This window comes from Marinobacter sp. C2H3 (genome assembly GCF_037080155.1).
GTDB lineage: Bacteria > Pseudomonadota > Gammaproteobacteria > Pseudomonadales > Oleiphilaceae > Marinobacter.
In genome coordinates this window covers 1-12556 of sequence record NZ_JBBBNZ010000006.1, presented here as the reverse complement: position 1 = coordinate 12556, position 12556 = coordinate 1, and the positions used below count along the sequence as shown (strand labels likewise).

Sequence of the window (12556 nt, the reverse complement as noted above, 5' to 3'; positions counted from 1 at the left end):
TTACTCGTCGCCCATTAACCCGAACGTCACCACATTGGTCAGCGATCGGTTTTCCTGCTTGAGCACGTCGGCGACGAACTCACCCTGATCGTTAAAGGCATCGCTCTTCGGGTAGTTCTTGCGAAGCAGGGCGATGGCGTCGCTGGCGCCTTTTTTCAGGCCCAGGAAGTCATAGGTATTGGCCATGATGATCAGGGCCTCTTCCACGGACGGGGATGTTGGGTAGTTCTCGAGGATATAGCGGGCCCGGTTGTTGGCGGCCATGTAGGCTTCCCGCTTGATGTAGTAGCGTGCCGCCACCAGTTCCAGCTCGGCCATGCGGTTACGGATGGCCACCATACGCTGGCGGGCATCGGCGGCGTAGGCGCTGTCCGGGTAGCGGTTGAGCAGATCGCTGAAATCCCGGAACGCCTGGGACTGTTCGCCCGGGTTGCGGGCGGCCACGTCAATCGGGAAATAGCGCTCGGCCAGGCCGATGTCCAGGTTGTAGGACGCCAGGCCGCGCATGTACAGGGCGTAGTCCGCGTGCTCGCTCTGGGGGTTTAGCCGCAGGAAGCGGTCGGCGGCGGCCCGGGCGCCTTCCAGGTCCAGATTCTGGTAGCGGGCATAGATGACATCGAGCTGGGCCTGCTCGGCGTAGCGGCCGAACGGATAGTAGGTCTCCAGGGAGTCGAGGTTTTTCTCGGCCTCGTTGAAATTGCCCGAGTTCATCGCCTTGCGGGCGTTGTCGTAGTACGTCTTCTCCGGCAGGACTTCTTCCTGCTTGCTGTTGGTGGCGCAGGCGCTGATCATCACCACGAAGGTGGACAGCAGCAGCAAACGGACAACTGATCTCATGCCGGAATCCCGTATAATGTCGAAAATGTCGAGAGCGGCCATTGTAGCGGGGAACCGCCTGTATGTGCAGGGGCGTGTTTACCGGATTGCCGCAACCTGACCGAAACGTAACACACCCGCCCTGGGGGCTGAATGTCACTGGAAAACCGAATTACCGCGCGCTGCGTGGTCCCGCCCGAACTGAGCGACCGCCGGCTGGACCAGGCCGTGGCCGAACTGCTACCGGAACACTCCCGCTCCCGCCTGCAACACTGGATCCGGGACGGGCGGCTAACGGTGAACGGCGAAGCCCGCAAGCCACGGGACAAAGTCATGCTCGGGGACGTGGTGACGCTGGACGCCGAGCCGGAAGCCCAGGTGAGCTGGCAGGCCGAGGCCATTGATCTCGACATCGTCTATGAAGATGAGCACCTGCTGGTGATCAACAAGCCGCCCGGGCTGGTGGTGCACCCCGCCGCCGGCCACGCCGAAGGTACGCTGGTGAACGCCATTCTGAACTACGCTCCGGAGGTGGAAAACCTGCCCCGGGCCGGCATTGTTCACCGGCTGGATAAAGATACCTCTGGCGTCATGGTGGTGGCCCGCAGCCTGATCGCCCACACCTCCCTGGTGAATCAGTTGCAGACCCGCACCATGGGGCGGGAGTACGACGCCATCATTGTCGGCACCCTGACTGGCGGTGGCACTGTGGATGCTCCTATTGGCCGGCATCCGAAGGAGCGCAAGAAAATGGCCGTGGTGGGCACCGGCAAACCGGCGGTTACCCACTACCGGCTGGCGGAGCGGTTTGCCGCCCACACCCACGTCCGCTGTAAGCTCGAAAGTGGCCGAACCCACCAGATCCGGGTGCATATGGCCCACATTCGCCACCCGCTGGTGGGCGATCCGGCCTACGGCGGCCGCCTGCGGTTGCCCAAAGGCACCACCGAGGCGTTGCGGGAGGTGCTGTCGGCGTTTCACCGCCAGGCACTGCATGCCCGCCAGTTGACGCTGGAGCACCCGGAAACCGGTGAGGTGATGAGCTGGGAGGTGCCGCTGCCTGAGGATTTTGTCGAGCTGGCGGAGGCGTTGCGAACCCACGCCCGGGAACTGGCGGCACGGGATGTCTGATCTGCCGTTGATCTGGGCGGACGCGCTGGCCGAGGCCACCGGTGGCCGGGTGCGTGCCTGCTGCTCGACCCGGGCGGGTGGGGTCAGCGAGGGCGTCTGGTCGAGCCTGAACCTGGGGGATCACGTCGGCGACAATCCGCGCCACGTCGCGGAGAACCGCCATCGGCTGGCGGCTGCCGCCGGGCTTGATTCCAGGCGAATCGGTTGGCTGAGCCAGGTGCACGGCACCACCGTGGTCGACCTCGACGCCACGCCCCCGGGGGTGCCGGAGGCGGACGCCAGCGTCTCGCGGACGCAGGGAACCGCCTGCGCGATTCTCACCGCCGATTGCCTGCCGGTAGTGCTGGCGGACAAGGATGGCCAGATGGTGGGCGCGGCCCACGCCGGCTGGCGGGGGTTGTGTGAGGGCGTGATCGAGCGCCTGGCGGCCTCCATGAGTTGCCCGCCGGGCCGCCTTGTCGCCTGGCTCGGCCCGGCCATTGGCCCAGAACAGTTCGAGGTGGGCCCGGAAGTCCGGGACGCATTCGTCCGGGTGGATTCGGCCAGCGCGGCCGCGTTTACCGCCGAGGGTGCTCGCCCCGGCCGGCTGATGGCCGATATCTATCAGCTGGCCCGGCGCCGGCTGGAACGGGCCGGGGTGTCCCGCGTCATGGGTGGCGGGGAGTGCACCGTGACCGACGCCGACCGCTTCTTCTCCTACCGCCGGGACGGCCAGACCGGGCGTATGGCAACCCTGGTATGGCGGGCGCGCTGAACCACCCTTCCTTTTCCCGAATCTGATGGCCGTCAATTTTCTGACGATTGTCGGCCCCCGCAACTTGAAGTCCCGTCACCAGCCCCTACATTGGCTGTTAAGACTACAACGGATCGGGCGGGCCACGATGGCCACCCGGAGCTCCGCTGAACGAATCGGGGAAATGCCTTCATGAGAATCGACAAACTGACGAGCAAACTGCAATCCGCGCTGGCCGATGCCCAGTCGCTGGCCGTCGGCAACGACCACAACTTTATCGAGCCGGTGCACCTGATGCAGGCGCTGCTGGATCAGCAGGGCAACGCCATCAAGCCCTTGCTGAAGCAGGCCGGCGCCGAGCCCGGCCGGGTGCGCCAGGCCATCGCCCGGGAAATCGACAACCTGCCGGAGGTCAAAGGCTCGGCGGGGGATGTGGCCATGTCTAACGATATGGGCCGTCTTTTCAACATCGCCGACCGCCTGGCCCAGAAGCGCAAGGACCAGTACATTTCCAGCGAGCTGCTGCTGTTGGCGGCCCTGGAAGACCGGGGCACCCTTGGGCGCGTTTTGCGGGAGCAGGGCGTGGACAAGGCCGCCCTCGAGAAAGCCATTGACGAGGTCCGGGGCGGCGAAGCGGTGAACGACGCCAGCGCGGAGGAAAACCGGCAGGCGCTGTCCCGCTACACCATTGATCTGACTGAGCGGGCCGCGGAAGGGAAGCTGGACCCCGTGATCGGCCGGGACGACGAAATCCGCCGGACCATCCAGGTGCTGCAGCGCCGGCGCAAAAACAACCCGGTGCTCATTGGTGAGCCCGGCGTGGGCAAGACCGCCATTGTCGAAGGGCTGGCCCAGCGCATCGTCAACGGCGAAGTGCCGGACGGCCTCAAGGACAAAAAGGTCCTGTCCCTGGACATGGGCTCGCTGATTGCCGGCGCCAAGTTCCGGGGCGAGTTCGAGGAACGTCTGAAAGCGGTGCTCAATGAACTGGCCAAGCAGGAAGGGCAGATCATCCTGTTTATCGACGAGATTCACACCATGGTTGGCGCTGGCAAGGCCGAGGGCTCGATGGACGCTGGCAATATGCTGAAGCCGGCCCTGGCCCGGGGCGAACTGCACTGCGTGGGCGCCACCACCCTGGACGAATACCGGGAGCACATCGAGAAAGACGCCGCCCTGGAGCGTCGCTTCCAGAAGGTGCTGGTGAGCGAACCCAGTGAAGAGGACACCATCGCCATCCTCCGTGGCCTCAAGGAGCGTTATGAGGTGCACCACGGCGTGGAAGTCACTGACGGCGCCATCATCGCGGCGGCCAAACTGTCCCACCGGTACATTGCCGATCGCCAGTTGCCGGACAAGGCCATTGATCTGGTGGACGAGGCGGCCAGCCAGATCCGCATGGAAATGGACTCCAAGCCCGAAGCCCTGGACCGTCTCGAGCGCCGCCTGATCCAGCTGAAAATCGAGCGGGAAGCGCTGAAGAAGGAAACGGATGCGGCGTCGAAAAAGCGGCTGGAGGAGCTGGGCGAGGTGATCACCCGCGTCGAGCGGGAATACGCCGATCTGGAGGAAGTCTGGAACACCGAAAAAGCTGCACTGCACGGCTCCCAGAAGATCAAGAGCCAGCTCGAACAGGCCCGCATCGATCTGGAAAACGCGCGCCGGGCCGGTGACCTGGGCAAAATGTCCGAGCTTCAATATGGCCGGATTCCGGAGCTGGAGCGTCAGTTGGACATGGCCAGCCAGGCCGAGATGATGGAAATGAAGCTGCTGCGCAACCGGGTCACGGATGAGGAGATCGCCGAGGTGGTGTCCAAGTGGACCGGTATTCCGGTGGCGAAGATGCTGGAGGGCGAGCGGGACAAGCTGATGCGCATGGAAGAAGCGCTGCACGCCCGGGTGATCGGCCAGGACGAGGCGGTCGAGGCGGTGGCCAACGCCGTGCGTCGGTCCCGGGCGGGGCTGTCGGACCCGAACCGGCCGAACGGCTCGTTCCTGTTCCTTGGCCCTACCGGCGTCGGTAAGACCGAGCTGTGCAAGGCGCTGGCCTCGTTCCTGTTCGATACCGAAGAGGCCATGGTGCGCATTGATATGTCCGAGTTCATGGAGAAGCACTCCGTCGCCCGCCTGATTGGTGCGCCTCCGGGCTACGTCGGCTACGAGGAGGGCGGTTATCTGACCGAGGCGGTGCGCCGTCGGCCCTATTCGGTGTTGCTGCTTGATGAGGTGGAGAAAGCCCATCCGGACGTGTTCAACGTGCTGCTCCAGGTGCTGGAAGACGGCCGGTTGACGGACGGGCAGGGTCGGACGGTGGATTTCCGCAACACGGTCATCGTGATGACGTCCAACCTTGGGTCAGACATCATCCAGCAGAAATCCGGTGAGGAGAACTACGAGGCCATGAAGGCGGCGGTGATGGAGGTGGTCGGTACCCACTTCCGTCCGGAGTTTATCAACCGGGTGGACGAAGTGGTGGTGTTCCATCCGCTGGCGGCGGACCAGATTCGCGGCATCGCCAGTATTCAGATCGGCCTGCTGGGCAAGCGCCTGAAGGAACAGGACATGGTCCTGGCGCTGGACGACGATGCCATGGCCCTGCTGGCGGACGTGGGCTACGACCCGGTGTACGGCGCCCGCCCGCTGAAGCGGGCGATCCAGCGGACCATCGAAAACCCGCTGGCGCAGAAGCTACTGATGGGCGAGTTTGTTCCTGGCGATACCATCCGCGCCTCCGTGGAAGACCACAAGCTGGTGTTCCACAAAGGCTGAGGCACCGACGTCATTACTGGGCTGCGGGCTGGGACTTTTCCGGTCCGCAGTTTTCGTCGGCAATCTTTTGGAACGTCGCTTTCTGGTTTGCGATCTCTTCCGGGGTGAGGTATCGCATCTCGCCATCCTTTTCCATGCGGATGCGGGCGTTGCTGTCGATGATGCTGAGATTGGATTTGGCCGTTTCGCAGTTGGCCGCGCGCAGCTTCTGACGGGCTTCCTCCTGCGCCTTCTCACGGGCCGTACTGGCCTGGTCAGCCTGCGCTTTTTCCATGTCCTCGACCTTGGCTTGAGGTGAGGGCGTCGCTGCTGGTTTGCCGGCGCCCGTACCGACGCGCACATCGACTTTCTGGGCCTTGCGCCCGTCATCCGGCTGACGATCCCCAAAATGGGTGACGCCGTTTTCATCCGTCCACTTGAACACGGAGGCGGCCTGGGAGAGGGTCGGAACAGAGGCGGCCAGCAAGGCCAGGAGCAGAAGTTTTGTTTTCATGGATACACCCATCAAGCGACGTCTACGCCGTCGCAGGGCCGAGCCAGAGCCGGCTGTCTGCAACGCTGATTGCCCGTATCATGCCACAGCTGTCTGCAATTTCCCCAGCCTGGTTCAAACTCTGACCACTGGGCTCATTTTCCGGCGCCAGCCCGGACGTCTCCGCGGTTGCCAGAAACGGCTGGAAACTATTGACAGCGCGGCTCGCGCTGTCAGAATTACCGATTGCCTGAAATGGGGTAAATACGGCAGGCAATCCCGAGCAAGTATCCCCCGTTAATCACCACACTGAGCGCGTCCGCCCAGGTCGCGCACTGGTTGTTGCTTACGTGCAACCCGTTGATTGGTCGTTCTCCGCAACCCTCAGGAGGGCGGCTGGCCAGGAGACAACCTCTTTTTTGCAGGTGTGGAGGAGCAGCCGGTTCCGCTTTCACAAGAAGCAGGGAAACCGTGAATCCAGGCAACCGGGCCCGTCCCGGCTCATTCACTCGAAGAAGAGGGTAGAAAATCGTGGAGTTATTGTCTGGCGCCGACATGCTGATCCGGTCCCTTCAGGACGAAGGTATCGAATACCTGTACGGCTATCCGGGTGGTGCAGCCCTTCATATCTATGACGCGCTGTTCAGGCAGGACAAAGTCAAACACATTCTGGTGCGGCACGAGCAGGCGGCGGTCCATATGGCCGACGGCTATGCCCGTGCCACCGGCAAGCCCGGCACGGTCCTCGTGACGTCGGGCCCTGGCGCCACCAACACCATCACCGGTATTGCCACCGCATTCATGGATTCCATCCCCATGGTGGTTCTGTGTGGCCAGGTGGCCAGCACGCTGATCGGTGAGGACGCGTTCCAGGAAACCGACATGATCGGCGTGTCCCGACCGGTGGTGAAGCACAATCTCAGCGTGCGTCGTCCAGAAGACATTCCGGAAATCATCCGCAAGGCCTACTACATTGCCTCAACCGGCCGTCCAGGACCGGTGGTGGTGGACATTCCCAAGGACATGACCACCCCGAACGAGCGCTTTGAGTACGTCTTCCCCAAGAAAATCAAACTGCGCTCCTACAGCCCGGCCGTTCGCGGCCATGCCGGCCAGATCAAAAAGGCGGTCGACATGCTGATGGCCGCCCGCCGCCCGATCATCTATGCCGGTGGCGGTGTGGTGCTCGGCAAGGCTTCGGCCCAGCTCACTGAGCTGACCCGTACCCTGGGGTTCCCGATTACCAATACCCTGATGGGCATTGGCTGTTATCCGGCGACGGACAAGCAGCACTTGGGCTGGCTGGGGATGCACGGCACCTACGAAGCCAACATGGCGATGCACCATTCGGACCTGATTCTCTGTGTTGGTGCCCGCTTTGATGACCGCGTAACCAACGCCACCGAGAAATTCTGTCCGGGCGCGCGCATTGTGCACATCGACATCGATCCGGCCTCCATCTCCAAGACCATTGAGGCTGACGTGCCCATTGTGGGCCCGGTGGATGCGGTGCTGAAGGAAATGCTGGCGCTGGTCAAGGAAACCAAAACCCGTCCGGACGCCGATGCGCTCAAGGCCTGGTGGAAGCAGATCGATGAGTGGCGCGCGTTCCACGGCATGCGCTACGAGACCAGCGACGATGTGATCAAGCCGCAGGAAGTCATCGAAGCGCTCTGGCAACTGACCAACGGTGAGGCGTTTGTGGCCTCTGACGTGGGTCAGCACCAGATGTTCGCGGCGCAGTACTACAAATTCGACAAGCCCAATCGCTGGATCAACTCCGGTGGTCTCGGCACCATGGGCTTCGGCCTGCCGGCGGCCATGGGCGTCAAACTGACCCATCCGGACGACGAAGTGCTGTGCGTCACCGGTGAAGGCAGTATCCAGATGAACATCCAGGAGCTGTCCACCTGCAAGCAGTACAACCTGCCGGTGAAAATCGTCAACCTGAACAACCAGGCCCTGGGCATGGTCAAGCAGTGGCAGGACATGAACTACGAGTCCCGCCATTCCCAGTCTTACATGGAGTCCCTGCCGGACTTCATCAAACTGGCGGAAGCCTATGGCCATGTCGGTATCCGGATTGACCGCAAGGAAGATCTGATTCCGAAGCTCAAGGAAGCGCTCGCCATGAAAGACCGGCTGGTGTTCATTGACGTGTACGTTGACCGGTTCGAGCATGTGTACCCGATGCAGGTCGCCCGGGGGTCCATGAAGGACATGTGGCTCAGCAAGACGGAGAGGGTGTGATCATGCGTCGAATCATTTCTGTATTGCTGGAAAACGAGCCGGGCGCCCTGTCCCGCGTGGTCGGGCTGTTCTCGCAGCGCAACTACAATATCGAGACCCTGACGGTGGCGCCGACCGAAGACGAGACCCTGTCCCGCCTGACCGTGACCACCACCGGCTCCGACAAGGTCATTGAGCAGATCACCAAGCAGCTGAACAAGCTGATCGAGGTGGTCAAGCTGGTGGACCTGACCGAGGGCGCCCACATCGAGCGGGAACTGATGCTGGTCAAGCTCAAGGCCACCGGCTCGCAGCGGGCCGAGATCAAGCGTACCGTGGACATTTTCCGGGGCCAGATCGTCGACGTCACCAGCTCCGTGTATACGGTGCAGTTGGCCGGCGATAGCGAAAAACTGAACGCGTTCATTCAGGCCGTTGGCACCGCCGGTGTGCTGGAAGTGGTGCGCAGCGGTGTGTCCGGGATTGCCCGGGGCGAAAAAGTGCTCAGTCTCTGACGGGCCCTGAATCCTTATTAGAACCTGACCCCAAGGGGTCACCGATACTGACCGAGGTTGTTATGCAGGTTTACTACGATAAAGATTGTGATCTCTCCCTCATCCAGGGCAAGAAAGTTGCCATCCTGGGCTTTGGCTCCCAGGGTCACGCCCACGCGTGCAACCTGAAGGAATCCGGCGTTGACGTTACCGTGGGCCTGCGCCCGGGTTCCGCGTCCATCGCCAAGGCTGAAGCCTACGGCCTGAAGACCAGCGACGTGGCCTCTGCCGTCGCCGGCGCCGACGTGGTCATGGTGTTGACCCCGGACGAGTACCAGTCCCAGCTGTACAAGGCCGAGATCGAGCCGAACCTCAAGGAAGGCGCCACCCTGGCGTTCGCCCACGGTTTCGCCATCCACTACAACCAGATCGTGCCGCGCAAGGACCTGGACGTGATCATGATTGCGCCCAAGGCCCCGGGCCACACCGTGCGCACCGAGTTCACCAAGGGCGGCGGTATTCCGGATCTGATCGCCATCTTCCAGGACGCCTCTGGCAACGCCAAGAACCTGGCGCTGTCCTACGCCAGCGGCATCGGCGGCGGCCGTACCGGTATCATCGAAACCACGTTCAAGGATGAGACCGAAACCGATCTGTTTGGTGAGCAGGCGGTTCTGTGTGGCGGCGCGGTTGAGCTGGTCAAGGCCGGTTTCGAAACGCTGGTGGAAGGCGGTTACGCCCCGGAAATGGCGTACTTCGAGTGTCTGCACGAGCTCAAGCTGATCGTCGACCTGATGTACGAGGGCGGCATTGCCAACATGAACTACTCCATCTCCAATAACGCCGAGTACGGTGAGTATGTGACCGGCCCGGAGGTGATCAACGAGCAGTCCCGTGAGGCCATGCGCAACGCGCTCAAGCGGATCCAGAGCGGCGAATACGCCAAGATGTTCATCTCTGAAGGCGCCCTGAACTACCCGTCCATGACCGCTCGCCGCCGTGAAAACGCGGCTCACGAGATCGAGATCGTGGGCGAGAAGCTGCGCTCCATGATGCCGTGGATCTCCGCGAACAAGATCGTCGACAAGGCGAAGAACTGATCCGGGCTTCGGCCAGGCTCACGAAAACGCGGCCCGGGTGGCCGCGTTTTTCGTCTATACTCCGCCCATACGTTTTCCGGGAAGGTTGGAATGACTGAAGAGAAAAAAGACGCTGAAACGTCGGGCCCGACGCCTGACAAGCCCTGCGATACGGAGCTCGATTCCGGTGAGGTGGTCGAGGAGGAGCTCGTCGAGGGGGCGCCGGTTCGCCGCCGCGGCATCTATCTGCTGCCCAACGCGCTTACGACGGCCTCGCTGTTCTCCGGGTTTTACGCCATTGTGTCCGCGGCCAACGGCCACTTTGAAAACGCCGCCATTGCCGTGTTTGTGTCCATGATCCTGGACGGGCTCGATGGGCGCGTCGCCAGAATGACCAATACCCAGAGTAAATTCGGCGAGGAGTACGACAGCCTTGCGGATATGGTGGCCTTCGGCGTGGCCCCGGGTATGGTGGCGTTTTTCTGGTCGCTCAACGGGTTGGGCAAGTTCGGCTGGGCGATCACGTTTATTTACGTGGCGGGTGCCGCGCTTCGACTGGCCCGCTTCAACACCCAGATCGGGTCTGTGGACAAAAAGTTCTTTGTCGGGTTGCCAAGCCCCTCTGCTGCGGGTTGTGTGGCGGGCCTTGTCTGGTGCTTCCACTTGTGGGCGCCGGCGACCTGGCTGACGGCTCTGACGGTCCTCGTGGTCGGCGGTGCGGGCGTCATGATGGTCAGCAACGTGTTCTATCGAAGCTTCAAAGATCTGGATTTGCGTGGCCGGGTGCCGTTTGCGGCCATCCTGCTGGTGGTGCTCATCTTCGTAGTGATCGCGCTCGATCCGGCCACCGTACTCTTTGTTGTATTTCTGGCTTACGCGTTGTCCGGCCCCGTCCGGGCGGTCTTTCGAGGCAAGCCCCGTCGATCCTGACCTGGATGTCGCCTGGGCCCCTTTCCGGGGCCGGGCACTTTTGGCGGAATTGCCGGTCAACGCTGTTACGCACTGACGACCGGAGAAGCCCGTCATGATCATCAAAAAGCGCCCGTCCTGGGCCTTAAGCCACGCAGACGTTACCCCCGAATCGGTGTTTCTCAATCGTCGTCGGTTCATGACCGGCCTGGCTGCGACCGCGGTTGCCGGGAGTGTGCTGCCCCGCTGGTCCGCTGCGGCACAGGTGCCGGTGCAGGGAGAAGCCCTTTCTTATACCGCCATGCCCCGGTTTTCCACCGACGAGGCAAAAACGCCCCTCAAAGACGTCACCCACTACAACAACTTCTTCGAGTTCGGTACCGGGAAGGAAGACCCTGCCAAGTATGCCGATGAAATGGTGGTCGACCCCTGGTCGGTCACGGTTGAAGGCGAGTGCGGCAAGCCGGGCACCTACTCCCTCGAGGATCTGGTAAAGCCTGTCGACTACCAGGAGCGCATCTATCGCCTGCGCTGTGTGGAGGCCTGGTCCATGGTCATTCCCTGGATCGGCTTCCCCCTTGCGGACCTCATCAAGCGCTTTGAGCCGAACAGCCGGGCCAAGTATGTGGCGTTTGAGACCCTCAGTGATCCCAAACACATGCGCGGACAGCGGTCATTTTTCAGCACCATCGACTGGCCGTACCGCGAGGGCCTTCGAATGGATGAGGCTATGAATGAGTTAAGCTTCATGGCGGTGGGCCTCTACGGCAAAGCGCTGCCCAAGCAGAACGGCGCGCCGCTGCGCCTGGTGGTGCCCTGGAAGTACGGGTTCAAGAGCATCAAGTCGATTGTGCGTATTCGCTTCCAGGAAACCGAGCCGAAAACCAGCTGGAATATGATTGCGCCTCAGGAGTACGGCTTTTACTCCAACGTGAACCCGGAAGTGGATCACCCCAGGTGGAGCCAGAAACGGGAGCGCCGCCTGCCTTCGGGCTTGCTGTCCACCAACTGGATTGAAACCCGGAAGTTCAACGGGTACGGGGAGCAGGTTGCTGACTTGTACAAGGGCATGGACCTCAAGAAGTATTTTTGAGGCGAAAGGGAGGTTATCCGGATGGCTGCAGTACCCCTGACGGCGTTCCGCGTTGGTGTGTTTTTTTTGGCCCTGGTGCCGCTGGGGTTGCTGGTACAGGACGTGATTGGCCAGAACCTTGGGCCGGACCCTGGAGAAGCCCTGACTGAACAGCTGGGTCTTGCGGCATTCCAGTGCCTGATGGCCACACTGTTTATGACGCCAATGTCACGGTGGACCGGATGGAGTGGCTGGATCAGGGTGCGCCGGATGCTTGGGCTTTTCGCGTTTTTCTACGCCGTGGCTCACCTGCTGGGGTTCCTCCAGTTCGTGATTGGCTGGCAGGATCTTTGGGCAGCCTTTACCGAGCGCCCCTATATTATCTTCGGCTCTCTCGCGTTGCTGCTCATGGTGCCATTGGCCATCACCTCCACCAAGGGCATGATGAAGCGGCTGGGCCGTCGCTGGAAGCCGCTGCATCGGTTGATTTACCCGGCGCTGGGTCTGGCCTGGTTGCACTTCATCTGGCAGGCTCGAAGCGACATCGGTGAAATGGTGATTTACGGCGCGATTGCCCTGGTGCTGCTTGGCGTTCGCGTTTACTGGTTCGGCTGGGTGTCTTTAGTGCCGCTCCGGTCACCGCCCCGGACGCCGAGGACGGCTTGAAACCTGTGAAATTGATCACCTTTCCGGCAAGTTGAGGAGAGAGTGATCAGTCGCGTAGGTGGAAACCGAAGCCCTGGAAAATAAATGGAAACGGGGCGTTGACAGTTTTCCGTGGGGCTGTAGAATGCGCACCACTTCTGAGGGACACAGCGCTGAGGCGGGTGTTTCGGGAAGCTGTTAACTGCC

Annotated in this window: 11 protein-coding genes; 9 read left to right on the top strand and 2 right to left on the bottom strand. The window is 62.0% G+C overall.

Annotated features, from left to right (window positions below):
- On the bottom strand, positions 1–837 hold the full coding sequence (locus tag V3388_RS14685) for an outer membrane protein assembly factor BamD (RefSeq protein ID WP_336368328.1): 837 nt from the start codon (positions 835–837) through the stop codon (positions 1–3).
- Positions 838–969: 132 nt separating this feature from the next.
- Between V3388_RS14685 and rluD the strand changes: the two genes are divergently transcribed.
- From rluD to clpB, 3 genes are all read left to right on the top strand, one after another.
- Positions 970–1947, top strand: a complete 978-nt coding sequence (rluD, locus tag V3388_RS14680; protein ID WP_336368327.1) for a 23S rRNA pseudouridine(1911/1915/1917) synthase RluD — start codon at positions 970–972, stop codon at positions 1945–1947.
- Positions 1940–2701 carry a peptidoglycan editing factor PgeF gene (gene pgeF, locus V3388_RS14675; protein ID WP_336368326.1) on the top strand — a complete coding sequence of 254 codons (762 nt, stop codon included), beginning with the start codon at positions 1940–1942 and terminating at the stop codon, positions 2699–2701. The genes rluD and pgeF overlap by 8 nt, the downstream gene beginning before the upstream one ends.
- Positions 2702–2872: 171 nt before the next feature.
- Positions 2873–5449, top strand: coding sequence for an ATP-dependent chaperone ClpB (clpB, locus tag V3388_RS14670; RefSeq protein WP_336368325.1), 2577 nt, complete (start codon positions 2873–2875; stop codon positions 5447–5449).
- Positions 5450–5462: 13 nt separating this feature from the next.
- Here clpB and V3388_RS14665 read toward each other — a convergent pair whose 3' ends face one another.
- A complete protein-coding gene (locus V3388_RS14665; RefSeq protein ID WP_336368324.1) occupies positions 5463–5954 on the bottom strand; it encodes a DUF4124 domain-containing protein in 492 nt (163 codons plus the stop codon).
- A 498-nt stretch (positions 5955–6452) separates the two neighbouring features.
- Between V3388_RS14665 and V3388_RS14660 the strand changes: the two genes are divergently transcribed.
- From V3388_RS14660 to V3388_RS14635, 6 genes are all read left to right on the top strand, one after another.
- Positions 6453–8171, top strand: coding sequence for an acetolactate synthase 3 large subunit (locus tag V3388_RS14660; protein WP_336368323.1), 1719 nt, complete (start codon positions 6453–6455; stop codon positions 8169–8171).
- Between the two features lie 2 nt (positions 8172–8173).
- Positions 8174–8665 (top strand): acetolactate synthase small subunit, encoded by a 492-nt coding sequence (gene ilvN / locus V3388_RS14655; RefSeq protein ID WP_336368322.1) that lies wholly within the window; start codon positions 8174–8176, stop codon positions 8663–8665.
- A 62-nt stretch (positions 8666–8727) separates the two neighbouring features.
- Positions 8728–9744, top strand: coding sequence for a ketol-acid reductoisomerase (ilvC, locus tag V3388_RS14650; RefSeq protein WP_336368321.1), 1017 nt, complete (start codon positions 8728–8730; stop codon positions 9742–9744).
- Positions 9745–9834: 90 nt separating this feature from the next.
- On the top strand, positions 9835–10653 hold the full coding sequence (pssA, locus tag V3388_RS14645) for a CDP-diacylglycerol--serine O-phosphatidyltransferase (protein ID WP_336368320.1): 819 nt from the start codon (positions 9835–9837) through the stop codon (positions 10651–10653).
- A gap of 94 nt (positions 10654–10747) precedes the next feature.
- The gene (msrP, locus tag V3388_RS14640) at positions 10748–11725 is read left to right on the top strand and encodes a protein-methionine-sulfoxide reductase catalytic subunit MsrP (protein WP_336368319.1); all 978 of its coding nucleotides are present in this window, start codon (positions 10748–10750) and stop codon (positions 11723–11725) included.
- Between the two features lie 21 nt (positions 11726–11746).
- A complete protein-coding gene (locus V3388_RS14635; RefSeq protein ID WP_336368318.1) occupies positions 11747–12370 on the top strand; it encodes a sulfite oxidase heme-binding subunit YedZ in 624 nt (207 codons plus the stop codon).
- Positions 12371–12556: the final 186 nt, after the last annotated feature.

What these genes read in the sequence shown, in the direction of transcription:
- ilvN (WP_336368322.1), top strand. Translation starts at nt 8,174, where the DNA reads ATGCGTCGAATCATTTCTGTATTGCTGGAAAACGAGCCGGGCGCCCTG.
- V3388_RS14635 (WP_336368318.1), top strand. Translation starts at nt 11,747, where the DNA reads ATGGCTGCAGTACCCCTGACGGCGTTCCGCGTTGGTGTGTTTTTTTTG.
- V3388_RS14685 (WP_336368328.1), bottom strand. Translation starts at nt 837, where the DNA reads ATGAGATCAGTTGTCCGTTTGCTGCTGCTGTCCACCTTCGTGGTGATG.
- msrP (WP_336368319.1), top strand. Translation starts at nt 10,748, where the DNA reads ATGATCATCAAAAAGCGCCCGTCCTGGGCCTTAAGCCACGCAGACGTT.
- rluD (WP_336368327.1), top strand. Translation starts at nt 970, where the DNA reads ATGTCACTGGAAAACCGAATTACCGCGCGCTGCGTGGTCCCGCCCGAA.
- clpB (WP_336368325.1), top strand. Translation starts at nt 2,873, where the DNA reads ATGAGAATCGACAAACTGACGAGCAAACTGCAATCCGCGCTGGCCGAT.
- pssA (WP_336368320.1), top strand. Translation starts at nt 9,835, where the DNA reads ATGACTGAAGAGAAAAAAGACGCTGAAACGTCGGGCCCGACGCCTGAC.
- pgeF (WP_336368326.1), top strand. Translation starts at nt 1,940, where the DNA reads ATGTCTGATCTGCCGTTGATCTGGGCGGACGCGCTGGCCGAGGCCACC.
- V3388_RS14665 (WP_336368324.1), bottom strand. Translation starts at nt 5,954, where the DNA reads ATGGGTGTATCCATGAAAACAAAACTTCTGCTCCTGGCCTTGCTGGCC.
- ilvC (WP_336368321.1), top strand. Translation starts at nt 8,728, where the DNA reads ATGCAGGTTTACTACGATAAAGATTGTGATCTCTCCCTCATCCAGGGC.